Origin of the sequence: Ruegeria sp. HKCCA5491 (genome assembly GCF_013034565.1) — a bacterium.
Classification (GTDB): Bacteria; Pseudomonadota; Alphaproteobacteria; order Rhodobacterales; family Rhodobacteraceae; genus Ruegeria.
This window is the reverse complement of the sequence record NZ_WQGG01000005.1, coordinates 139,956-162,946: the sequence shown is the minus strand read 5'-3', so window position 1 is coordinate 162,946 and position 22,991 is coordinate 139,956. Positions and strand designations below refer to the sequence as shown.

Here is a 22,991-nt window from a genome sequence, read left to right as displayed (position 1 = left end):
GGTTAGGAAATGCAAGGCATGACACGCGTTCTGACGCTATTGATGGCAATGATTCTGGGATCATTCGGGCAGGCGCATGCCGACGCAGCAAGCGATCTGCGCGCCGGGCTGGATGAAATGCGCAAAGGCGACTGGAATGCCGCTTTGCGTGAGGCAGGCGCGCGGGGATCGGTATCACGCGACATAATCGTCTGGCATTGGCTTCGCGAAGGTTTTGGCAGCTCTGGTGACGTACTGGTCTTTTTGGACCGTCGCCCTGATTGGCCGGGCCTGACATGGCTGCGCCGCAAAAGCGAACCGGCGTTTACCGGGGCAGATCCTGACCGTGTATTGAAGTTCTATGCCGATGTACCGCCGCAAACGGCAGAGGGCGCATTGAACTATGCGGTGGCGCTCAAGGCCAAGGGGCGCCCAGGGGATGCCGAGGCAGATATCGTTGCGGCGTGGCGGACCATGCCGATGGGTAAAGGCCTGCAGAAGGATTACCTTGAAAACTTCGGGAAGCTCCTCAAGCCCCACCATGAGGCCCGGCTGGATCGGATGCTGTGGGATAACCACCTTGTCAGCGCTGGACAGATGCTGCCTTTGGTCGGGTCTGATCATCGTAAGCTGGCCGAAGCCCGGATCGCGCTGCAAAAGCGCCTGCCTGGTGTGGATGGTAAAGTTGCTGCCGTTCCCAAATCGTTGGCAGAGGCCCCGGGGCTGGCGTTTGACCGGTTTGTCTGGCGGGACAAAAAGGAACTGGACGACAGCGCCATTGACCTGATGCTGGCGCGGTCCACCGGCCCCGAGGCTTTGGGCGAGCCGGACAAATGGGCAGAAGGCCGACGCCGCCTGGCGCGGCTGGAGATGCGCGGCGGCGATATCAATCGCGCCTATGACATCGCGGCCAACCATCACATGACGCCTGAAATGGGCTATGGGTATGCCGATCTTGAATGGCTGTCAGGGTTCCTTGCCCTGCGCAAACTGAACGACCCGGCAACAGCCGTGCGTCATTTCCAGAATTTCTCGGACGCCGTTCAGTCGCCTATCTCGAAAGGGCGGGCCGGATATTGGCTTGGGCGGGCTTACGCGGCACAGGGCAATGCGGACAAGGCCTACGAAGCCTATGCCATGGGAGCGGACCATCAGACCTCGTTCTACGGATTGCTGGCGGCTGAACAGATTGGCCGCCCGTTCGATGGTGAATTGGCAAACCCCAGACGCGCGCCACATTGGAAACAGGCCGAATTCGCCGAGTCCAGCGTGCTGGAGGCGGGGTTGTTGCTGCTGCAAGCTGGCGAAGCAAACCTGTCGGAACGGTTCCTGACACATCTGGTGGAGGACCTGGACTCGGTCGAGGCAACTCAACTGGGTGATCTGGTTATCGAATTGAAAGAGCCTCATCTGGCCGTAATGATTGCCAAGCGCGCGGCCAAAACCGGTGTTGTCCTGCCTGCTGCCTATTACCCGGTGCATCCGGTGGCCGATCTGGGCCTGCCGATGGCCAAGGAAATGACGTTGGCCATTGCCCGCCGCGAAAGTGAGTTCGACCCCATTGTCGTCAGTGGGGCAGGTGCCCGAGGTTTGATGCAGGTCATGCCTGCGACCGCGCAGCTGGTTGCCAAAAACATGGGCATCCTCAGTGGTCATAAGACGGGCAAGCTGACGTCTGACTGGAAATACAATGCCAAGCTAGGTGCGAATTACCTGTCTGGGCTGGCGGCGGATTTCAACGGCAACGTAGTGATGATGGCCGCCGGATATAATGCCGGGCCGCGCAGACCGATCTCTTGGATGGGTCGGTATGGTGACCCGCGCGCAGGTGAGATTGACGTTGTCGACTGGATTGAAACGATCCCGTTCAGCGAGACCCGCAACTACGTGATGCGCGTCGCCGAAAGCCTGCCGGTCTACCGCGCCCGTCTGGGTCAACCGGCCCTGCCGATCCCGTTTTCGCAAGAGCTGATTGGCTCAACTCTGGCGGCGTTCGCGCCATAAGGTGAACAGGCCAGCGGCGATGACCAGTCCGGCGCCGATGACAACGGCGGGCCGCAGGGTTTCGCCAAAAACCGAGATTCCCAGAATCGCGCTCCACATCAGGTGGAAATAGGCAAAGGGCTGAACGGCGCTGGCTTCGGCCATTTCATAGCACTTGATCAGCAGCCAATGTCCCAGCACCCCGCTGAGACACAGCAACCCCATCCAGAACCAATCGCGGCTTTCCATAGGTTCCCAGAACCACATGCCGACCGCAGTCATGGCGACCGCTCCGGCGATACCGGTCCAGAAAAAGCTGGTTGCAGTGCTGTCCTGTCGGGCGACATACCGGGTCAGCAACCCATAGACCGCGAACATCAGAGCCGAGATCAGGGGGATCACTGCCAGCGGGTTGAACACGCCCATACCGGGTTGGAGGATAATCAGCACGCCCATGCAGCCGACGCCAATTGCCGTCCATCGCCGCCAGCCCACCTTTTCCCCTAATACCGGACCGCTAAGCGCCGCCACCAATAGCGGATAGCAGATGAACACAGCCTGACTTTCAATCAGACCCAGCACGGTAAAGGCATAAACGGCCACGCAAATCTCGCCGGCAAGCAGGACACCGCGCAATATCTGCCATCCCAGTTGGCTAGTCCGCGCCGTCACTCCGATGCCACCCGGGGCGCGAAGGGCCAGTGCCAGGACGAACGCTGCAAAGAACCAATACCGGATCATGACGACCATGTAGGTGTTGTAGTTACCTGCAAGGTGGCGGGACATGCCGTCCTGCAACGCGAACACAACGGTTGCCGCGATCATCAGGGCAATCCCTGCGCGTGTATTGTTTTGCTGCGTCATGATCTGACCGCCCGCGTCATATGGCGTTTGCGGCCATATCCGGGGACGCGAGTGACAGAAAAGCCCGCATCCTCCAATCCGCGGCGAACGAAACCTGCAGCCGTGTAGGTCGCGGCAGTACCGCCGGGGGACGTGTGGTCAGCCACATGCTGCATCAACTCAGCCCCCCACATTTCCGGGTTCTTGGCCGGAGAGAACCCATCCAGAAACCACGCCTCGGCAGACTTGGTCCAATTGGCCAGCGTTTCGCGCGCATCCCCTTCGATAACCTCAAGCCGCAGCGTACCCAGATCGCACGACCCTCCGCGCCAGTGCTGCAGAAAACGCGTGCTCCAGGGGGCGATTTCGGGAAAAGCCTCCAATGCGCGGGACATATCCGCAGGGTCCATTGGGTAGGCTTCGAAACTGGTAAAGCTCAAAGGTGTTGTTTGTCCGGACTTCTCCCACTCTGACCACGCGGTCAGCATGTTCAGGCCGGTGCCAAACCCAAGTTCAGCAATACGAAATCCCGGCGCGAAGCGCGCGGGCAGGTCGTTGCCGTCAAGAAAGACATGACGCGTCTCAGCCAGCCCGTTTTGCAACGAGTAATACGGGTCGTCGAACCGGTCTGAAACGGGTATTTGATCGTCGGTCCAAGTCAGTTCGGCACGCTGGTCTGCCATCGGGGAATCCTGTAGCTAAGCGGCGCGACACTGAACAAGGAAAAGGGGTTTGGCAATGGTCGATGTGACGGTACGCGGCGCGGGTATCTTTGGCCTGTCCATCGCCTGGACCTGTGCCCGACGCGGTGCAAAAGTTCAAGTCGTTGAACCTTTTGGCGCGGGCGCGGGATCAAGTGGCGGATTGGTCGGTGCCCTTGCCCCCCATGTCCCCGAGAACTGGAACGCGAAGAAAGCCTTTCAGTTCGACAGCCTGATCATGGCCCAACCATTTTGGAAAGGCGTTGAGGAAATCGGCGGGGTTTCAGCGGGTTACGCAAGGCTGGGGCGGCTTCAGCCCATTCCTGACGCCAGAACCTTGGAACTGGCTCACGCCCGCGCAGACACGGCGGCTGAACTGTGGCAGGGCAAGGCCGAATGGCGTGTCATTGAAACCGAACAACTGGGATCGTGGTGCCCACCCAGTCCAACTGGATACGTAATCCACGACACGCTCAGCGCCCGGATGCACCCGCGGCGCGCCTGTGCCGCGCTGGTATCAGCGTTGGCCGTCATGGGTGTTGATGTCGTGGCTGAGGCACCGGACAGGGGGCAAGTCGTTCACGCCACCGGGTTGGCTGGACTTCAGGAACTCAACGACGCATTGGGGAAAGTTGTCGGCAATGGCGTCAAAGGACAGGCCGCATCGTTGCGGTTCGACGCCGGAGATGTTCCCCAGCTCTTTGCCGATACGGTCCATATCGTGCCGCATGCGGATGGCACGCTGGCCATCGGCTCAACCTCCGAGCGCGAGTATGACGATCCAACCAGCACAGATGCCGCGCTTGAGGACGTGCTGGAGCGTGCCACGCGCGCAGTCCCTGTTCTGCACGGGGCCGAGGTGATCGAACGCTGGGCCGGGGTTCGTCCCCGCAGCAAAAGCCGTGCCCCTATGCTGGGCGCGCATCCCTTGCACAAGGGACAGTTCATCGCCAATGGCGGGTTCAAGATCGGCTTTGGAATGGCCCCGAAGGTGGCCGCGGTCATGGCCGATCTGATACTGGACGACCGCGATACGATCCCAGACGATTTCCGGCCCCAAGCGTCACTGTGACCGCTCGGCGGCATCGGCAATCATGCATTGCCGCCCGTCGGGGCCACGCACCCACATGCTCTGACCGTCCCGGCACAGGGTCGCAGTTTCGGTATGCATCAACGGCGAAGTCGCGCGGAACGAGAACCGTGCAAGCGGACCCATCACATCCTCGGCAAACAACATCAACAACTGGGCCAGCAACGGCCCATGCACGACCAGACCATCATACCCTTCGACCTGACGCGCATAGTCCAGGTCATAATGGATACGGTGACCGTTGAACGTCAGCGCCGAGTATCGAAACAACAAAGTCGAGTCGAAAGTTACCTCGCGCCGAGCGGTCTCGTCGGTCCGTGCGACCGGCGGCACAGGGCGTGGTTCATTGCCAGATGGATCGTTGCGGTAAACGAGGTCCTGCCACTCGGTCAGGCAATGCGTTTCATCCTGCCATATCTCGTGGCGCAGCGTGACAAAGGCCAGCGGCCCGGTTCGCCCTGTTTTGCGCAGAAGACTTTCCCGAATCGAGCGCCGTTCGGCTACCCTGCCCGCAAAAAGGGACGCATGAAACTCCAGCCGACCGCCTGCCCACATCCGGCGAGGCAAACCCAAATCGGGGATCAGGCCACTTCCAACCTTTGGGTGACCGTCCCGGCCAAGGCCGTCGGGTGGCTTTGGTGTCCAGAAATATAGCTGGTGGAAAAAGGCAGGCAAGGGTGTGCCTGCCCTAATGGTCCCGCCCTGCCCCAACGCGATCTGAAGCGCGGCGGCGCGGGCCGGGTCCAGAACATCTGTCCGTGTCTCTACCTTCATGGCAAAACACTAGACAGCGGAACCGGCACCGACAAGCGACCTGTGGTTATTGGAAACCAGCCTCGGCGCGCAGCTTCTGCATCAAAGTTTGCAGAGCGCTTTCGTATCTTTCGCTGGTCAGCTTCCCTTGCTCATCGAATTCACTGGAACTGCTGGCCAGATGAATTTCCGGCCCCTGCAAAATACGTGACTGGAACGGCACCATATAGCCGCGCAGCACCATTTGGGCCCGCTCTCCGCCTGCGCGACCCGCGGCGGCGGACATCACCGCAACGGGTTTGTCGGCCCATGGCTTGCCCTTGGTTCGGCTTACCCAATCCAACGCATTCTTCAACACTCCGGATGGCCCCTTGTTGTATTCAGGGGTCGAGATGATCACGGCATGCGCCTGTGCGATCTGGTCCGCTAGCAATTGAACCGGCTCGGGTATACCTTCGCCGTCCTCCAGATCACCGTCATAAAGCGGCAGGTTCAGGTCTGCCTCGACATATGTCCCGGGGTCAAACAGCCGCGCGGCTTCGCGCAGCAACTTACGGTTGGTTGCGCTCTGGCGCAGCGACCCGGACAGGCCAAGCAGGATCGGTTCAGTCATGGTAGGGCTCCGTGATGGTGTACTTCACTAACTAGCGCGACACCTCTGCTCGCCATAGCCCCCATGACGCGCAGTCAATGTGCAAAAAAGCCAGAGCACCTAATGATGCCCCGTCAGGTTCAGGTACGCCCGTTTGGAATGATCTCGATATCGACCCGTCGGTTAAGGGCCTTGCCTTCTGGCGTCAGGTTCGAGGCTGCCGGACGGTTCTCACCCAGTCCAATCGTGCTGATCCTTGCACTGTTGACGCCATTGGCCTGCAAAATATCGGCGACAGAACGCGCCCGACGTTCTGACAGGGACTGATTGTACGACGCCTCGCCGTCACTGTCCGTATGGCCAATGACCTGCACGGTTGAGTTGGGGTAATTGACCAGGTTTTGCCCCACCCGCACCAGATCGGACCGCAGCGCCGGGCGCACGGTCGAACTGTCGGTGTCAAAGGTGATGTCGTTCGGCACGGTGACAATCAGCCGGTCTCCGGCATTGGTTACGGTAATCCCCTGATTGGCCAATTGCTGGCGCAGTTCTGCGGCCTGCTGGTCCAGTTGGTTACCGATCAGGCCGCCGCCGGCCGCACCAATCGCACCACCAGCCAACGCACCAAGAAGCGGATCAGAGCCATTCGCGATCGCTCCGACACCCGCACCAACCAATCCACCCAGAATCGCACCCTGTTTTGTGTTCTGGTTTGGGTCGGCTGGCAAATTCAGCGTACCGGGGTCCGTGCACGCGCCCAAAAACATTGCCGAGCACAGCCCGGCGGAAACAACAAACTTGGAAATGGTCATGAAATCACCTTCTGCTCTGGTACCCGTTTGCCGGGACCATCTTGTTCAGCGCAGTATATCGCGCCGACGCCGAGCAGGCTCAAGCAACAATCCGGTGATATCGGCAGTTACCCGCCAGTCATTGTTGTGTGACAGCGTCCCAGCGATTTTGCTCTTGCCATATCGCGCGAAGCGGCGCGCCCTGACCGCAAAAGTGATCATCGATCAGATCACAGGACCAGATGCGGTCGGTCCGAAAATGTCGAAACCCGTTTCTTAACTCGCACCATGCAGCAAGCATCGTGCACTCGATATGATAGATCAGCGCAACTGGGCGCACGGTCCGTTCCGTCTGGTCACCAGCAGAATTGACATAGGTAATACGGATCTTGCGCTCGGACCGGATCGCCTCACGGTAGTTCACAACCTGAACGCATCCCTTTTCGGGGTCGTCTGCGGGCGCGCCCCACGGGGCCACTTGCAGCCAATCCGCAGGCGCGCGCAGAGCGTCGATTTTGCGACACACCCGATCGGCGGCCTGTTGCAGCGTGCTGTCGCCGGTGCGCGCCAGCATGGACAGACCAACCCACAATGCTTCGACCTCTTCCGCGTCAAAGTTCAGTGGCGGCAGATCATAACCACGGCGCATCAGATACCCGATGCCCGCCTCACCTTCGATTGGGGTGCGCTGCGCCTGCAACGCGGCAATATCGCGATAAACCGTCCGAACGGAAACCTCGAGCTTTTCGGCAAGCATCTCGGCGGTGACGGGCGCGTTTGAGGCGCGCAGAATTTGGATGATCTCAAACAAACGGGTCGAACGGCGCATGAAAATCTCCGGCTGAACTGCTGACACTCTAACACAGCCCCCTGACAAGGTGGTGTCAGCAGTGATCGGCAAGGCTGGACCAACACAAAAAAGGATGCCCTCCATGCCAAGCCGAGACAATCATGTTCTGATGACCCTCAAACTGGGTCAATGGTCCGATAAGCACAACCTGCGCGCCTTTGAAATAGAGCGCAAAGTCGCAGCAAACCGTCAACGCTGCACCGCCAGACGCCGAGCAAGGCGGTTTTCTCTGGGCAATCTCAAGCTGCACTGGACCAACGTAATATGACGTCAGAAATCGGGCGCCGCGCGGAATTTCATTGAAACGCCGCCCTCGGGGTTTTTCAGGCGCAGTTCTTCGGAATGCAGCATAAGGCGCGGATAGTCGCGCGCTGCAACGTCCGCATAAAACGGGTCGCCCAAAATCGGGTGACCCAAAGCCTGCATGTGGACCCGCAACTGATGGGACCGCCCGGTTTTCGGAAACAGGCGCACACGGGTCGTGTCGCCTTCGTGTTTAACGACCCGCCAATCCGTGACAGCAGGTTTACCAGTCTCATGACACACCTTCTGACGCGGGCGATTGGGCCAATCCACAATCAGCGGCAGATCAATGGTGCCGGTTTTGGGTTCAACCCGACCAAACACACGCGCGACATAGGTTTTGCGCGTCTGGCGCTTCTCGAACTGCATGCTCAAATGCCGTTGGGCGTGCGGGGTCTGCGCGAACACCATCACCCCCGACGTATCCCGATCGAGCCGATGCACCAACAAGGCTTGCGGAAAGGCTGCCTGCACCCGTGTCAGCAGGCAATCGGCAAGATGCTCTCCGCGCCCCGGAACCGACAACAGGCCCGATGGTTTATTCACCACGATCAGTTGCGCATCTTCGTGCAACACGTCCAGAGGTGTTTGGGGTGGATCGTAGGGTTCGCTCATGCGCGCCTGCCTACCGCAGCCCGCTGCCTCCCGCAACGTCGTCCTTGCTTGCGCCGCATAGTTCCGCAACTCTGCCCCTAAAGCGGAGGAAAATTCATGCACCCCACAATCGAGCGCATGCAAGAGGTTGTTGCCAAAGGTGACGAATCCCAGATTCTAGAACTGCTGGCCGAGGATGTGCGGTTTTCACCCCCAACCTATTTCAGCACATGGACAGGGCGCGCCCCGGTCGCGGCGGTACTGGGCCACGTGGGGCAGGTGTTCACTGATTTTCACTATCGGCGGGTCATGGGCGCCGGCAAGGATTGGGCGTTGGAATTTCAGTGCAAGGTTGGCGATCTGGATGCGGTCGGCGTAGATCTGATCACGTTGGATGACGATGGTATGATACAGGAGTTCGAAGTCGTCATGCGCCCCTACAAAACGATTGGTGCCCTGCGCGAAGCGATGATGGCCCGCGTCATGACCGATCCGCGTTTTCTGGAATACAAAAACGCACTGAGCTGATGATGCCAGTAGCCCCAGACCAGTTGTTGCGGGTGCCGCTGCTGCCAGTTCTGGCCGCACAGGGCCTGTCTGTCCGACGGAGCGCGCAACTTTTGCCCGAACCCATAGGCCCCCGCAGCGGCCGAAATGGTCGGGGGCCCCGACTGCGCCTTTTGATCGCCGGGGACAGCTCGGCCGCCGGTGTAGGCGCCGGCACGCAGGCACAGGCGCTTTCAGGGCATCTGGTTCGGGAATTGTCCCGGCACTACACCGTCGAATGGCAGCTTGAAGCCATGACCGGCCACACCACGCAGGATACACTTAACCGCCTGCAGGTTTTGGTCGGCCAATTTGACATGGCAGTCACAGCGCTGGGAGTGAATGATGTCACGCATGGCGTCACACGTAAGAAGTTCGCCGACCGACAGACGCTATTGATGAACCTTCTTGTCCGGCAGTTTGGCGTTCGTCGCATTGTCGCGACAGGCGTCCCCCAAATGGCCCGGTTTCCAGCGCTGCCGCAGCCATTGGCCTGGGTTCTGGGTCAGCAGGCCGCCCGGTTGGATCAGGCTTTGCAAGAAGTCACCGCCGAGTTTTCTCAGGCTCGCCATCTAACGCTCAACTTGCCTGACGATCCCGCATTGGCCGCGCCAGACGGCTATCATCCCAGCCCAAAAACTTATGCCATCTGGGCATCCGAAGCCGCGACACTCCTGCGTCAGGCCTGAGCGCGCATCTGCCGGATCATTGGAATCGAGTACACAACCAACGCAGCCCAAATCAGCGGAAACGCAATCATGCGCCCCCTGTCGATCTGCTCGCCGAAAACAGTGATCGCGGTGATGAAGATCATGGTCGGTGCGATGTACTGCAATATGCCCATCGTCGACAGGCGCACCAGCTTTGCCCCGTTTGCATAAACCAGCAGAGGAACGGCCGTCACCACCCCCGCAGCGGCCAACAACAGGGTATCCGAACCCGTTGCCCCAAAATGCCCAGTCCCTTTGGCACCAAGCCACGTTACGTAAACCAATGCCGGAATCAATAGGATCAGAACCTCAAGCAGGAACCCCTGATTTGGGCCGATAGGCAAAGATCGCTTGAAGAATGCGTAGAACCCCCAACTGACCATCAGGCCCAGTGCCGCCCAAGGCAAACTGCCAGCCTGAAGAACTAAGACCAGTACGCCGGCCGCAGCAAGACCAACGGCAATCAATTGCGTTTTGTTAAGTGGCTCCCGCAGTAGAACCGCGCCCAAAGTTATGCTGAACAGCGGGTTGATATAATACCCAAGCGCGGCATCCAGCGCATTTCCGCTGGCAATGGCCCAGATGTAAATCGCCCAGTTCACAGATATCAGCGCCGCAGTCAAACAGGCCATGCCCAACATTTTGGGGTTTTGCAACGCCGCTTTCAGATCAGCGGTTCGCCCAAGCGCGATCAACAACGCACCTGCCACAGGTACCGACCAAATGACCCGATGCGCCACGATCTCAATCGGGCCGATATGCACCAACGCCTTCATGTAAAGTGGAAGAAACCCCCACAAAACATAGGCCGTGACCGCCAGCGCCAACCCTTTAGGCGTGTCGCCATTGTTCGACGGGACTGGGGTGTCTGCCATGGTGAGTCTCCGATTGATCTTGAAGCTCTGTAAGACAAACTCAGAAAAAAGAAATCCGCAAAATCTGTGACGGACACCATCATGGAATCTGATATGTCTCGCCAATTGCGACGGCTCACCTTGCGAGGCTCTGCCTCGCGCTCCGGGATATTTTTGGCCAGATGAAGAGTGGATCTCCTGCTTCATCTGGCCAAAAATATCCCGGGGGAGTCGCGGCTTGCCGCGGCGGGGGCAGAGCCCCCTATTCCCGCGCGTCAGACTTTTACGCGTTCCGATTTTGGATCATACATCGGTTTCAGCGATGCTTCTGCTGTGACTTTCACCCCGCAGACGTCGATCTCATAGCTTGAGGCCAAAACATCGGCAGCCTTTTCACCCGCGCAGGGCACATAGCCCAGACCGATGGCACCACCCAGCGTGTGTCCATAGTTGCCCGAACTCAGATAACCCACATATTCACCGTCCCGCAGGATGGGTTCGTTGTGGAACAGCAGCGGTTCGGGGTCAGTGAGTTTGAACTGAACCAATCGGCTTTGTGGTCCGGTTTCCTTTCGTGCGATCACTGCCTCGCGCCCGATGAAGTCGCAGCCCTTGTCGGTTTTCACAGCAAAGCCCAGCCCGGCATCGACCACGTGATCTTCACAGGTGATGTCGTGGCCGAAATGGCGGAAGCCTTTTTCGATCCGGCACGAGTCCATCATGTGCATCCCACAGAGTTTCAGGTCCATATCCTGCCCGGCCTCAAACAGGGTGTCGAAAACATGGCCTGCCATGTCTGAGGAAACATAAATCTCCCACCCCAGTTCACCCACATAGGTGACGCGATGCGCGCGGGCGAGGCCCATGCCGATCTCGATCTGTTGCGCGGTGCCAAACGGATTTGCCGCGTTCGAGAAATCAGCAGGCGAGACCTTTTGCAACAGCGTGCGCGCATTGGGACCCATGACGGCCAGAACACCTTCGCCTGCGGTGACATCCGTGATGACCACGTTGAACGCACCCGCGTGGCGCTGCATCCATGTCTGATCGGCCAAGCGTGTGGCGGCAGGTGTGACGACCAGATACGTGGTCTCGGACAGGCGGGTGACGGTCACGTCCGCCTCGATCCCACCTGTGCGATTCAGGAATTGAGTGTAGACGATCTTGCCATTGGGTACCGCGTAATCGCCGCCGCCGACATAGTTCATGAACGCCTCGGCCTCCGGCCCTTCAACGCGGATTTTGCCGAAGGAAGACATGTCATACATGCCCACATTCTCGCGCACCTCGCGGTGTTCGGCAGCCGCGTTTTCGAACCAGTTCTGACGTTTCCAGCTGTAGTGGTATTCGCGTTCCTGACCTGCGTTGGCGAACCAGTTGGCCCGTTCCCACCCGGCGAGTTCACCCATGACAGCACCCTGTTCCAGCAGGTGATGGTGGAAGGGCGTACGCCGTACCCCGCGTGCGGTCGCCTTCTGGCGATAGGGATAGTGGTCGGCATAGAGCAGGCCCAGCGTTTCCTTGGAGCGTTCAAACAGATACTGTTTGTTGCCCTGAAACGGCTGCATCCGGCCAATATCTACATCGCCCAGGTCAAAGGGTTTTTCTCCGCTGTCCATCCACTCGGCCAGTGCCATACCCGCACCACCGGCGGATTGGATACCGATCGAGTTGAACCCGGCAGCGACCCAAACATTGTCCATCTCGGGCGCGAGACCCAGATGATAAGCGTCGTCGGGCGTGAAAGATTCCGGCCCGTTGAAGAACGTATGAATTCCCGCCTCGGCCAGCATCGGCATCCGGTTTACCGCCGCCTCTAGGATCGGTTCAAAGTGGTCGAAATCCTCGGGCAGTTGGTCAAATTCGAAACTATCGGGGATTCCATTCCTCGCCCAGGGCTTTGCGTTAGGTTCAAAGGCCCCCAGCAGGATTTTACCCGCGTCTTCCTTGTAATAGGCGCATTCATCCGGCACGCGCAGTACCGGCAGTTGGGTCAGACCGTCGATGCCTTCGGTGACGATGTAGAAGTGCTCGCAGGCGTGCAGCGGCACGTTTACGCCTGCCATGCGGCCGACCTGATGCCCCCACATACCCGCGCAGTTCACGACCATATCGCATTCGATATGGCCTTGCGTCATGCCATCATCGCTGACCCATTCCACAGAATTGACCCGCCTCCCCTGCCGAGAAATGCCGGAAACTCTTACCCGTTCCTGAACAATCGCCCCACGTTGACGCGCACCCTTGGCCAGTGCCAGCGCAATATTGGCGGGATCGGCCTGGCCATCGGTCGGCAACCAGACCCCCCCGGTCACACCATCAAGATTGATATGCCCGTAGCGCTCTTTCACCTCGGTCGGAGACAGCTCTTCGACCGGGACGCCAAAGGCGCGCGCCATTGCGGCGTTCCTGTAAAGCTCTTCCAGACGTTCGTCGGTCAGCGCGACCGAGACCGACCCGACTTGACGCATCCCCGTGGCTACGCCGGTTTCTTCTTCGAGCCCCAGATACAGCTCGGCCGAATAGCGCGCCAATTTGGTCATGTTCGACGTTGCGCGCAACTGCCCGATCAGGCCTGCCGCGTGCCATGTTGTGCCGCTGGTCAGTTGCTTGCGCTCCAGCAGGACAACATCGTTCCAGCCCTTTTTGGTCAGGTGATACGCGACCGAGCATCCGATGACGCCGCCGCCGATGATGACCACACGGGCCTTGTTGGGAAGATCAACCATCCTGAAATCTCCGCACTGTCAGGTTTGGGCCAAATTGGCATGGAAGATCGACAATAAATGCGCTAAAAGCGTCACAATATCGGTAATTTTCACCGATGTGCTACGCGCTTTTCGCGGCGCAGAACAAACGGCGTGACGCCGAAAAAGCTTTTGTAGACAGACGAAAATCCGTTCGGAAATCCACAAGCCAGGCCGATTTCGCGCACGCTCATAGTAGTGTTGAGAAGAAGGTTATTGGCCTTGGCCAACCGCATCTCGCGGTAGAATCCGTTTGGGGTGGTGCCGAAGAAAGTCTTGAACTTACGCTCAAGCGAACGGTTGGACAGGTGCAGTTCTTCGACGATCTGATGGATCGGCAAGGGGTCTTCGATATTGGCCTGCATCAGCTTGATGCACAGGTCCAGCTTGGCATCCCCGGTGGCGGTCAGGCGCGCGCCGGAAAACGGCTGCATCGAGGAAAAATCGCGGATGTTCTCGTGCAACATGATATCGGCCACGGTCATCTTGGCGGGCCCTGAGATGTGACGGCCTATCACCGACAGCGCCACATCCGTCGTCGCCTCCATCCCCGCACACGTCACTACAGCGCCTTGCTGGGTGGCGATGGACAGCTTGGCCTCGAACCGGGCACCGCGTTCGCGCAGGAACGAAGCATTCTCCCAATGGGTCGCCATATCCTCGGTGCCATGTTCGTCGATGTAACGACTGGCGGCTTCGGCCAGCAGAAACACCTGCGCGCCGCGATAGGTATAGTCGGACACCACGCGACCCAACGACAGGTCAGGGTGATCGGGATCGGTATTGCCAATGACAAACAAGTAATCCGCCTTGGGTTGGGCACTGACGGCCTCGGTCTGGATCATCGCGTCGCTGCTGGAATGGATCGGGCCGCCCTTCAGAGACTTATACGCATAGGTAAAAGGCGGATGTGGGCAGACGCGGTTGGCCAGACGCAGCACCTCGACCAGCGACGCCAGTTCCAGCAGCACATAGCCGGGGGCGACGAGGATATCGAAATGCTGCTGTGTCGCCATCGCCCTACACGATCCTGTGTCGGGCGGCGTGCAGCGCGTGGGCCAATGCCTCGATATGATCGGGGCCGACCTCGCAGCAGCCGCCGACAATGGTGGCCCCGTGCTCGACCCAAGACATTGCGAAATCGGCATAGGCTTCGGGGGTCAGGTCATGACGTTCTTCCAGCGCATCAACGGTGGGGGCGTCCTCCAGAAATTCTTGCGTGATGCCGGTGAAACCATTGGCGTAGGCCCCATAGGGGCGGCCCATCGTTTCAAGGATCGTCAGCGCGGGCATCACTGATTCCGGGCGGGTGCAGTTGATCAGCACTGCTTGCGGCTTACAGCGATCCACCAGCGGCGCGACCTGCGCCAGATGTTCGCCCGAGCGCAGGCGGGTGCCGTCAGTGTCCATCACCGACAGCGCCAGCCAAACAGGTTTGGTCGCGTTTTCCGTACCGCGCAGCGCGCCTTCGGCCTCTTGCAGCGAGGACACGGTTTCGTGCAGGAACAGGTCCACCCGATCGTTCATCAGACCTACCAGCTCGGCATATTTCAGCGCCGCCTCTTCAACATCGGGTTTCAGGTCGGGCCGGTACGAGGCCAGCAGAGGCCCCAGCGCCCCGGCGATCCGCCCACGCGACGCAGGTCGCGCGCCTTCCGCCTGCGTCAACGCCGTGTCGATCAGGGCGGGCAGTTGATCCTCGATCCCTTCGCGTACCAGACGCGAGCGGTGGATAGCGTAGGTGTTCGTAGTCGCCACGGTCGCGCCGCGTCGAAAGTAATCTGCATGGACCTGCCCCACCAATTCGGGCTGATCCATCATCACCCGCGTCGACCACAAAGGTGTAGGCTTTTCGCCGCCACGTTTGACCAACTCCTGCCCAATCGAGCCGTCCAACAGAGTGATATCCGCCATTTCCATACCTTTCCTCAGGGAATGAGAACCAGTTTTCCCGCAAACGCCTTGGACTGAAAGTCTGCTTGCGCTTTGGCAATGTCTCTTAGCGGATAGGTTTTCGAGATCAATGGTTTTACCCGGCCGGCGTTCATCAGTTCGACCAATCGGCCGAAAACCTCGAACGCCTGATGGGTGCAGCCGTGAATGGCGATGTCGCGCAAATAGATATCGCGCAGGTCGGCCTGAACGATAGGTCCGGCGATAGCTCCCGAGACGGCATACTGCCCGCCGGGCTTCAGTGACAGGATCAGATCGGGCCATGCGGGACCGCCGACCACGTCAATCACCACATCGAACATGTCTTTCGGCAAAGGCGCGCCTCGGTCGAACGTATCAATCGCGCCTTGATCCCTCACCACCTCGGCCTTGGCAGGACTGGTGACGCCCCACACGGTCGCCCCGCGCAGCCGGGCCAGTTGTACGGCGGCCAGACCAACCCCGCCCGAGGCTCCGGTGATCAGAACCTTGTGCCCGGCAGTCACACCTGCGCGGGTCAGCAGGTTTTCCGCCGTGCCAAAAGCACAGGGGACGGCAGCGATTTCAACATCTGACAGGGGTGATGCCGACACATCGTACAGATCAAACGCCTCGACCAGACAATATTGCGCGAAGGCCCCGTCAATCTCGGACCCCAAAGCGATGAAGCCAGTCGGGTTGCCGGGGCGTGGGCGCGGTAGGTTGATCGGGCAGGTTACGCGCTGGCCTTTGGTGAAACCCGTGCCCGGCGCGGCCTGTTCAACTATGCCGCACAGATCGCCGCCCTGAATGCGTGGGAAGTGCAGCGCGCCTCCCCAGCCGCCCGCGTCGACCTCCTGATCCACCGCATCTGTCGCACCGGTCACATCCGAGGAATACCAACCGACGCGCGTGTTGATATCGGTGTTGTTCACCCCGGCGGCAGCAACCCGAACCAGCACTTGACCGGGTCCGGGTTGTGGCACCGGGATATCCGCGCGCCATTCGAGCGCCTCTGGTCCACCATGGTGGGTCAGATAGACGCCTTGCATGACGTTTGGCACAGCCATCAGGCCCGAAGCCGTTCGTTGGCTGGATCCCAAAGCGGTTGGTCCTCTTGTACCACGGCGGGGTATTTTCGACCGTAGATTTCAACCTCCAGCGCCGTGCCCGGATTTGCCAGTTCCGACTTGATCATGCCCAGTGCGATAGACTTGCCCACGCGGTAACCCCATGCGCCGGACGTTGTCTCACCCACGATCTGATCGCCTTGCCAGATGCAGGACATGTAGGGCGCGTCGCAGTCACCGGCCTCGACCGTCAGAGTCACAAATGACTTCTTCACCCCCTGCTGCTTTTCGTTCAGGATCGCGGCTTTGCCGGGGAAATCCTGCGGCTTGTCCAGTTTGACGAAGCGCCCCAACCCGCCTTCCAGCAGCGAGTAATCGGTCGACAGATCGCCCTTCCATGAGCGGTAGCCTTTTTCGATCCGCAGCGAGTTCAGCGCATACATGCCAAACGGCGTGGCTCCAGCCTCAAGGATCGCATCATAGATCGCGGGCATGTCGTCGTTCAGGGCGTGAATCTCCCACCCCAGTTCGCCCGCGAAGGATACGCGGATCAGATAGGCAGGTTTTCCGGCCACCGTGGCAGCCTGATGGGTCAACCAGCCCAGCGACAGTTCGGCATCGGTCACCCCCGACAGAATGTTCCGGGACTTCGGCCCGGTGACGATCAGCGTGTCGCGCGTCGTGGTGACATCCTCGACACTGATACCAGAGGGCATCGCATTCACCAGAATGTCCCGGTCATGCCATTGCGCGGTGGCGGCTGTGATCATGACGAACTCATCTTCACCCAAGCGCAAGCAGGACATCTCGGTCAGGATACGCCCCCGGTCGTCGGCGATATAGACCAGATTAATCCGGCCCACCTTAGGCAGACCACCCGTTACCAGCCCGCGCAGCGCCTCGGCCGCGCCTTCGCCTTTGACCATGAAGCGCGAGAAACCCGGCAAGTCCAGCACGCCGCAATGGTCGCGGACGGCCTCGCATTCTTCTTTGATCCGCTGCTCCCACGGGCCGGATCGGCCCCATGTATGCGTCGCGTCCAGCGAGGTGTCGTCGCCCGGCTTGGCGAACCAATTGGCGCGTTCCCAGCCGTTATAGGCACCCATAACCCCGCCCAGTTCCTTGATCTTGTCATGAACCGGAGACAGCTTCTTGTCGCGCGCCGCAGGCCATTCGTGATGCGGGAAATGCATGGCGTATTCGTTGCCGTAGACCTCAATACCCTTCTGGTTGCAGTAGTCCTGATCGGTGTAGTCGGTGTAACGACGCGGATCGACGGCCCACATATCCCATTCGGTCGCGCCATCGACGATCCATTCGGCCAGCACCTTGCCAGCGCCACCACCCTGCGCGATACCGAAGGTGAATGTGTGCGCCTCGAACGCATTTCGAACACCGGGCATCGGCCCGATCAGCGGCAGCCCGTCGGGCGCATAGGGGATCGGTCCGTTGATCACCCGACCCACGCCCGAGGTTGCCATCAACGGCACCCGCTCCATCGCGTCGGTGACGATGTCCTCGATCCGGTCCAGATCGTCGTTCCACAGTTGGAAGCTGAAATCCTCGGGCATCGGATCGTCTTCGCTCATCCAATGACCCTTGCAGTTGGGCTCATACGGGCCAAGGTTGAAGCCGTTCTTTTCCTGCCGCAGATAGTACGAGATATCCACGTCGCGCAGCAGCGGCAGCTTGCCGCCGTTTTCCTTCGACCACGCCTCGATTTCCGGAATCTCGTCGGTCAGCAGGTACTGATGGCTCATGACCATGGCAGGCACGGTGCGCCCACCAAAGGGTTTGAACCATTCGCCCACGCGCTGCGCATAGTATCCGGCGGCATTGACCACGTAATCACAGGCAATATCGCCCTTGTCGGTGTGAACGGTCCACATGCCGTCGTCGCGCTGAGTCACGCCAGTCGCCGGACAGAAGCGGATGATCTTTTGTCCCAAATCCCGCGCGCCTTTAGCCAGCGCCTGCGTCAGCTGCGCCGGGTCGATGTCGCCGTCGGTGGGGTCGTACAGCACACCCTCAAGGTCATGGGTTTCAAGGAAAGGATAGCGCTCTTTGGCCTCTTCCGCGGTCCACATCTCCATCGGGATGCCCTGATAGCGACCCATGGACATGGCACGCTCGAACTCCTGCATCCGTTCTTTGCTATGCGCCAGACGGATTGAGCCCGAGACGTGGTAGTTCATTGGATAGTCGACCTCATCGGCCAGCCGCGAATACAGTTCGGTCGAATAGCGCTGCATGTTCATGATCGCCCACGAGGTCGAAAAGGTCGGCACGTTCCCCGCCGCGTGCCAAGTCGAGCCCGCCGTCAGCTCATTCTTTTCCAGCAGAACGCAGTCGGTCCAGCCCTTCTTGGCCAGATGATACAGGGCCGAACAGCCGACAACGCCACCGCCGATAACGACCACACGGGCCTTGGTTGGAAAATCACTCATGGTCTTGCTCCTCTGTCAGTGTGCCCGCTGGGGCAGATCGTCTTGGATGTCGTAATAATCGCCCTTGTCAGCGACAAAGATGTGCCGAGCGAGTTTCAAGCCAGTGGGCTCGTCCAGAGACCCCATTGAAACCGCAATCGTGTCCTCGTCATTGTGCTGCCAGAACAGGAACGAGCCACAGGCGCTGCAAAAACCGCGCTTGGCGATATCCGAGGCGCGATACCAACCCAGTGTATCGCTGGCGGTAAAGCTGAGGTTGTCCTGATGCGTGACGGTTGAGGCCCAAAGATGCCCCGACTGCCTGCGGCATTGACCGCAGTGGCAGGCATTTGGCGGCGTGAGATCTCCGACAATTTTGAACGCAACCTTGCCGCAAAGGCAGGAACCGGTGTGCATGTCTTTACCCCCTTGGTGCTGGCGTTGAGCTGGTGCCCAGCAGCACGCCGTAAATGATGAAACAGGTCGCCATTACGCGGCGGACCCAGATGTTGAACACAGCCCCCAAGGCCGCTTTGCCCATCAGCGCACCCAACAGGGTGAACCCGGTATAGCTGAGTGTTGTGATGATCAGTGCGGTCGGCATGATCACCCCCATCTGCAGCCAGACTGGCACGTCCGGCTGCACGAACTGAGAAAACGCTGCCAGATACCCGGCCACGCTTTTGGGGTTGATCGTCGCCACCGCCAACGCATGCAGATAGACATGGCGCGCTGGCCGCTCGGACACAGGCGCGGGCTTGCTGGCATTGATCCAACCGCGGATGCCCATCCAGATCAGGAACCCCGCGCCGATCAGCTTGGCGATGAAAAACCCTGTGGGAGAGGCCGCAATCAGCGCCGTTATGCCCAGCGCCGAAAGGATCAGAAACGCGCTGGCCTGCGTCAGGATCGCCAACACCCCCAGCATTGCCTTGGGAAACGGCAGGCTCATCCCGTTCGAGATACAATTCACCGCGTTTGGCCCCGGAGTAGTCACGAACACCACCCAAAACAGCGCGAATATGGTCCAGGCTTCGAAGCTCATTCAATACACCGGTGGCGCGATGACCCAGACGGTCACGGCGGGCTCATCATAAGGGTTGGCCCATTGATAGGGCTCATGTTTGATGCGGAAACTGTCCCCCGGCCCGACCGAGAACTGCCGTCCTCCGATCGTCAGGTCCAAACGGCCGGACACCATATAGCCGACCTCTTGCGTGGGACGATCAGCGGGGGTCTGCATTTGTGATCGGGGTTCGAACGTGGAATGCACCATTTCGAAATCATCGGTCAGATCAGGTGACAGCAATTCCTCGATCAAACCTTCCTCACCCGATCCCATAGGACGGCGTGAACCAGCGCGCACAATATACCCCTGTTCGTCCGCCGGTGCGGCTGAATGTGCGAACAACATCGACATCGGCACACCAAGACACTCGGCGATCTGGCGCAGGTCCGAGATCGACGGCTCGGACTTGTCCCTTTCGACCTGGCTGAGCCATCCAACCGAACGCTCCAGACGCGCCGCGATCTCGGTCAGGGTCAGACCCCGCGCTTTGCGCAATGCCCGGATATCCGCGCCAAGAGTCGACCTGTTTGGGGCTTGGCTGTTCACGTGGTGCTCCGGTTGTTCGTGAAAATTTTAGTGACTTTTTCACGATGACCTGAGTCGGTGAAATTTCCAAGCATTTTTTCACTTGGGTGTCTGACGGGGATTGTTTATTCGTCGGATATGTGGATTGCAGTTGCGTATCTTTGGGTCATTAACCTGCTGACCCTGCTGGCATTTGGATGGGACAAACTGCGCGCCAAACGTCGCAAAACCCGCGTGCCCGAGGCCAAACTGCTATGGCTCGCCTTGATCGGCGGGGCACCGGGCGCGGTTTTGGGACGCTGGATTTTCCAACACAAAACCCGCAAGCGACGGTTTTCAATTTACCTCTATCTGGTGCTCGGTCTGCAGGGTGCTGTTCTGTACTTTCTGGCCACCCACTTCCCACCCTGACACACGCGAACTTTCAATCAAAAATTATCCGCAGCCAAAGAGGAAACTGTCTGCTACACTGACGTAGTTACTGAATTCCTGAAATAATCTGATATTGGCAAAGGGTTGGAAGAGACATGGAAAATGGCATCGGGTTTTTCGACATAGTGTGGTCGATCTTCTGGCTATTCCTGATGGTAGCCTGGTTCTGGGTAATGATTTCGGTGGTGGCCGATGTGTTCCGCTCAAAAGACCTGAGCGGTTTCGGCAAGGCCGCATGGATCGCGTTTGTTATCCTTGTTCCCTGGCTTGGGGTTCTGTCCTATCTGATCGCACGAGGCGAAAAGATGCATGAACACAATGTCGAGGCGATGAATAAAATCGAAGAAGCACAGAAGGATTATATCCGATCCGTCGCGACGGTATCCACCGCGGACGAGTTGGAGCGTCTTGCCGCCTTAAAGGAAAAGGGCGTTCTGACAGACGAAGAATTCGCAGCCCAAAAAGCCAAGATCCTCAGCGCGTAACAAATAATGCTCCGGCCAGTGCCGCACTTGCCGGAGTTAACTCGCGAAAACGGAACTTAGAATTGCACCAAGCGCATCCGCGTCCTGCTGCGTGAATGCGTCCGGTTGATCGCTGTCGATGTCAAACACGGCAATGATGTCGCCTGACGCGTTTCGCACCGGCAAGACCAGTTCTGACCGCGTGGTCGATGCACAGGCGATATGGCCGGGAAAAGCGTCCACGTCGGGCACAAGCTGCACCTCGCCCGTGCGCGCGGCGGCGCCACAGACTCCCCGCTCGAACGGGATAACCAGACATCCGTGACCGCCCTGATACGGGCCGATCTTCAAAACATCCGGTTCTGTCACGCGGTAAAACCCGGTCCAGTCGAACCGGTCGTCGGAATGATGCACCTCGCACGCGACGGTTGCCATAAGCGCGACCGCGTCAGTTTCCCCTTCGGTCAGGGCTGAGATGGTTTTCGCCAGCAGGTCGTAATCAACGGTCATCTTGGATTGTCCGGCATAGGTCGTCTTGCTACGCCACCTATGCCGAAACCGCCCATGGGTCAAACACGTTCGATCGCGATCGCGGTGCCTTCTCCGCCACCGATGCAGATCGCCGCGACACCCCGTTTCAGGTTGCGCTTTTCCAACGCATTCAAAAGCGTCACTATAATGCGCGCGCCCGAAGCGCCGATCGGGTGCCCCAATGCACAGGCCCCGCCATTTACGTTCACTTTGTCACGCGGCAAGCCCATTTCATGCATGAATGCCATCGACACAACAGCAAAGGCTTCGTTCACCTCCCACAGATCGACGTCATCCTTGGACCATCCGATCCTAGACAGCAATTTCTGGGCGGCGGGGACAGGTGCGGTTGTGAACAACCCCGGCGCCTGAGCATGGCTGGCATGGCCCAGAATTCGCGCACGTACGGTCAGCCCCTGATCTTTGGCCGCATCCTCGGACGCCAGCACAAGCGCAGCCGCGCCATCCGAGATCGAGGATGAGTTGGCTGCCGTCACGGTCCCATCTTTGCGGAATGCAGGTTTCAGTGTGGGTATCTTCTCGGGTCGGGCAGATTGCGGCTGTTCGTCCGCGGCGTGCTGCACCTCACCCTTGCGGGTCGGGACAACGACCGGGGTGATCTCGTCCGAAAACGCCCCGCTTTCCTGTGCAGCCAGAGCATTGGACAGGGACTGCAGCGCATATTCATCCTGCGCTTCGCGGGTGAACTGGTAGGCTTCCGCACAATCCTCGGCAAAGGTGCCCATCAGCCGACCCTTGTCGTAGGCATCCTCCAATCCATCAAGGAACATGTGGTCAACCACCTGCCCGTGCCCGATCCGGGCCCCGCCGCGCATTTTCGGCAACAGATAAGGGGCGTTGGTCATGCTCTCCATCCCACCCGCGACCATCGTGTCCGCATGTCCCAGCGCGATCTGGTCGAATGCCATCATCGCAGCCTTCATGCCAGAGCCGCACATCTTGTTCAGCGTAGTGGCGGGGACGTCTTCGCCCAGACCCGCCGCAAACCCGGCCTGCCGCGCCGGTGCCTGCCCCTGACCAGCGGGCAGAACGCAACCCATCAGAACCTCGTCTACCGTCTGGGTTCCGGCCCCTTGCAACGCAGCGCGAATGGCAGTGCCCCCCAAATCGGCCGCTGGCACACCGTCAAACACGCCTTGAAATCCGCCCATGGGTGTCCGGGCCGCGCCTGCAATAACAACATGATTCATCGGGGTGCTCCTCCTG

25 protein-coding genes are annotated in these 22,991 nt (G+C 59.5%); 7 read left to right on the top strand and 18 right to left on the bottom strand.

The features are described 5' to 3' along the window. Positions 1–18 precede the first annotated feature (18 nt). Positions 19–1,983: a lytic transglycosylase domain-containing protein gene (locus tag GOV88_RS09065; protein ID WP_171240206.1), complete on the top strand. Its 1,965-nt coding sequence runs from the start codon at positions 19–21 to the stop codon at positions 1,981–1,983. On the opposite strand, the gene GOV88_RS09060 is transcribed toward GOV88_RS09065, so the two are convergent. Both GOV88_RS09060 and mnmD read right to left on the bottom strand, forming a co-directional pair. After that, positions 1,957–2,826 (bottom strand): DMT family transporter, encoded by an 870-nt coding sequence (locus GOV88_RS09060; protein WP_171240205.1) that lies wholly within the window; start codon positions 2,824–2,826, stop codon positions 1,957–1,959. The genes GOV88_RS09065 and GOV88_RS09060 overlap by 27 nt on opposite strands. Next, positions 2,823–3,488, bottom strand: a complete 666-nt coding sequence (mnmD, locus tag GOV88_RS09055; protein ID WP_171240204.1) for a tRNA (5-methylaminomethyl-2-thiouridine)(34)-methyltransferase MnmD — start codon at positions 3,486–3,488, stop codon at positions 2,823–2,825. The genes GOV88_RS09060 and mnmD overlap by 4 nt, the downstream gene beginning before the upstream one ends. Positions 3,489–3,543: 55 nt before the next feature. On the opposite strand from mnmD, the gene GOV88_RS09050 reads away from it, so the two are divergent. Then, the gene (locus GOV88_RS09050) at positions 3,544–4,578 is read left to right on the top strand and encodes an FAD-binding oxidoreductase (RefSeq protein WP_171240203.1); all 1,035 of its coding nucleotides are present in this window, start codon (positions 3,544–3,546) and stop codon (positions 4,576–4,578) included. Here the strand turns inward: GOV88_RS09050 and GOV88_RS09045 are convergent. From GOV88_RS09045 to GOV88_RS09030, 4 genes are all read right to left on the bottom strand, one after another. Further along, positions 4,570–5,370, bottom strand: coding sequence for an acyl dehydratase (locus tag GOV88_RS09045; protein ID WP_171240202.1), 801 nt, complete (start codon positions 5,368–5,370; stop codon positions 4,570–4,572). The genes GOV88_RS09050 and GOV88_RS09045 overlap by 9 nt on opposite strands. Before the next feature lie 46 nt (positions 5,371–5,416). After that, on the bottom strand, positions 5,417–5,962 hold the full coding sequence (locus tag GOV88_RS09040) for an NADPH-dependent FMN reductase (protein WP_171240201.1): 546 nt from the start codon (positions 5,960–5,962) through the stop codon (positions 5,417–5,419). 119 nt (positions 5,963–6,081) lie between these two features. Then, positions 6,082–6,753: an OmpA family protein gene (locus GOV88_RS09035; protein WP_171240200.1), complete on the bottom strand. Its 672-nt coding sequence runs from the start codon at positions 6,751–6,753 to the stop codon at positions 6,082–6,084. A 118-nt stretch (positions 6,754–6,871) separates the two neighbouring features. Continuing rightward, positions 6,872–7,561, bottom strand: coding sequence for a YafY family protein (locus GOV88_RS09030; RefSeq protein ID WP_171240199.1), 690 nt, complete (start codon positions 7,559–7,561; stop codon positions 6,872–6,874). A 103-nt stretch (positions 7,562–7,664) separates the two neighbouring features. On the opposite strand from GOV88_RS09030, the gene GOV88_RS09025 reads away from it, so the two are divergent. Next, positions 7,665–7,850 (top strand): hypothetical protein, encoded by a 186-nt coding sequence (locus tag GOV88_RS09025; RefSeq protein ID WP_171240198.1) that lies wholly within the window; start codon positions 7,665–7,667, stop codon positions 7,848–7,850. Between the two features lie 2 nt (positions 7,851–7,852). On the opposite strand, the gene GOV88_RS09020 is transcribed toward GOV88_RS09025, so the two are convergent. Beyond that, positions 7,853–8,500, bottom strand: coding sequence for an RluA family pseudouridine synthase (locus GOV88_RS09020; RefSeq protein WP_171240197.1), 648 nt, complete (start codon positions 8,498–8,500; stop codon positions 7,853–7,855). Positions 8,501–8,596: 96 nt separating this feature from the next. Here GOV88_RS09020 and GOV88_RS09015 point away from each other — a divergent pair, with 96 nt between their 5' ends. Together GOV88_RS09015 and GOV88_RS09010 are read left to right on the top strand one after the other, a co-directional pair. Next, positions 8,597–9,007, top strand: a complete 411-nt coding sequence (locus GOV88_RS09015; protein ID WP_171240196.1) for a nuclear transport factor 2 family protein — start codon at positions 8,597–8,599, stop codon at positions 9,005–9,007. A 2-nt stretch (positions 9,008–9,009) separates the two neighbouring features. Further along, positions 9,010–9,714 carry an SGNH/GDSL hydrolase family protein gene (locus GOV88_RS09010; protein WP_254449199.1) on the top strand — a complete coding sequence of 235 codons (705 nt, stop codon included), beginning with the start codon at positions 9,010–9,012 and terminating at the stop codon, positions 9,712–9,714. On the opposite strand, the gene rarD is transcribed toward GOV88_RS09010, so the two are convergent. The 9 genes from rarD to GOV88_RS08965 all read right to left on the bottom strand — a co-directional run bounded on the left by rarD (position 9,705) and on the right by GOV88_RS08965 (position 20,358). After that, the gene (gene rarD, locus GOV88_RS09005; protein ID WP_171240195.1) at positions 9,705–10,610 is read right to left on the bottom strand and encodes an EamA family transporter RarD; all 906 of its coding nucleotides are present in this window, start codon (positions 10,608–10,610) and stop codon (positions 9,705–9,707) included. The genes GOV88_RS09010 and rarD overlap by 10 nt on opposite strands. 254 nt (positions 10,611–10,864) lie before the next feature. Beyond that, on the bottom strand, positions 10,865–13,318 hold the full coding sequence (locus GOV88_RS09000; protein ID WP_171240194.1) for an FAD-dependent oxidoreductase: 2,454 nt from the start codon (positions 13,316–13,318) through the stop codon (positions 10,865–10,867). An 89-nt stretch (positions 13,319–13,407) separates the two neighbouring features. After that, a complete protein-coding gene (locus GOV88_RS08995) occupies positions 13,408–14,352 on the bottom strand; it encodes a GlxA family transcriptional regulator (RefSeq protein WP_171124414.1) in 945 nt (314 codons plus the stop codon). A 4-nt stretch (positions 14,353–14,356) separates the two neighbouring features. Further along, positions 14,357–15,250, bottom strand: coding sequence for a homocysteine S-methyltransferase family protein (locus GOV88_RS08990; protein WP_171240193.1), 894 nt, complete (start codon positions 15,248–15,250; stop codon positions 14,357–14,359). Between the two features lie 14 nt (positions 15,251–15,264). After that, positions 15,265–16,317, bottom strand: coding sequence for a zinc-binding dehydrogenase (locus GOV88_RS08985; protein ID WP_171126450.1), 1,053 nt, complete (start codon positions 16,315–16,317; stop codon positions 15,265–15,267). Further along, positions 16,317–18,764 carry an FAD-dependent oxidoreductase gene (locus GOV88_RS08980; RefSeq protein WP_171240192.1) on the bottom strand — a complete coding sequence of 816 codons (2,448 nt, stop codon included), beginning with the start codon at positions 18,762–18,764 and terminating at the stop codon, positions 16,317–16,319. Before GOV88_RS08980 ends, GOV88_RS08985 begins: the two co-directional genes overlap by 1 nt. Before the next feature lie 15 nt (positions 18,765–18,779). Then, entirely contained in the window at positions 18,780–19,160 is a 381-nt protein-coding gene (locus GOV88_RS08975; RefSeq protein ID WP_171240191.1) for a GFA family protein, read from the bottom strand. A gap of 4 nt (positions 19,161–19,164) precedes the next feature. Next, positions 19,165–19,788 (bottom strand): LysE family translocator, encoded by a 624-nt coding sequence (locus tag GOV88_RS08970; RefSeq protein WP_171240190.1) that lies wholly within the window; start codon positions 19,786–19,788, stop codon positions 19,165–19,167. Then, positions 19,789–20,358, bottom strand: coding sequence for an XRE family transcriptional regulator (locus GOV88_RS08965; protein ID WP_171211150.1), 570 nt, complete (start codon positions 20,356–20,358; stop codon positions 19,789–19,791). 57 nt (positions 20,359–20,415) lie between these two features. Here GOV88_RS08965 and GOV88_RS08960 point away from each other — a divergent pair, with 57 nt between their 5' ends. Then, the gene (locus tag GOV88_RS08960; protein WP_371808226.1) at positions 20,416–20,748 is read left to right on the top strand and encodes a DUF1294 domain-containing protein; all 333 of its coding nucleotides are present in this window, start codon (positions 20,416–20,418) and stop codon (positions 20,746–20,748) included. A gap of 116 nt (positions 20,749–20,864) precedes the next feature. Next, a complete protein-coding gene (locus GOV88_RS08955; RefSeq protein WP_171124683.1) occupies positions 20,865–21,254 on the top strand; it encodes an SHOCT domain-containing protein in 390 nt (129 codons plus the stop codon). Between the two features lie 36 nt (positions 21,255–21,290). On the opposite strand, the gene GOV88_RS08950 is transcribed toward GOV88_RS08955, so the two are convergent. Together GOV88_RS08950 and GOV88_RS08945 are read right to left on the bottom strand one after the other, a co-directional pair. Beyond that, positions 21,291–21,743 (bottom strand): GAF domain-containing protein, encoded by a 453-nt coding sequence (locus tag GOV88_RS08950; protein WP_171124426.1) that lies wholly within the window; start codon positions 21,741–21,743, stop codon positions 21,291–21,293. A 59-nt stretch (positions 21,744–21,802) separates the two neighbouring features. After that, positions 21,803–22,975, bottom strand: a complete 1,173-nt coding sequence (locus GOV88_RS08945) for an acetyl-CoA C-acyltransferase (RefSeq protein WP_171240189.1) — start codon at positions 22,973–22,975, stop codon at positions 21,803–21,805. Between the last annotated feature and the right edge of the window lie 16 nt (positions 22,976–22,991).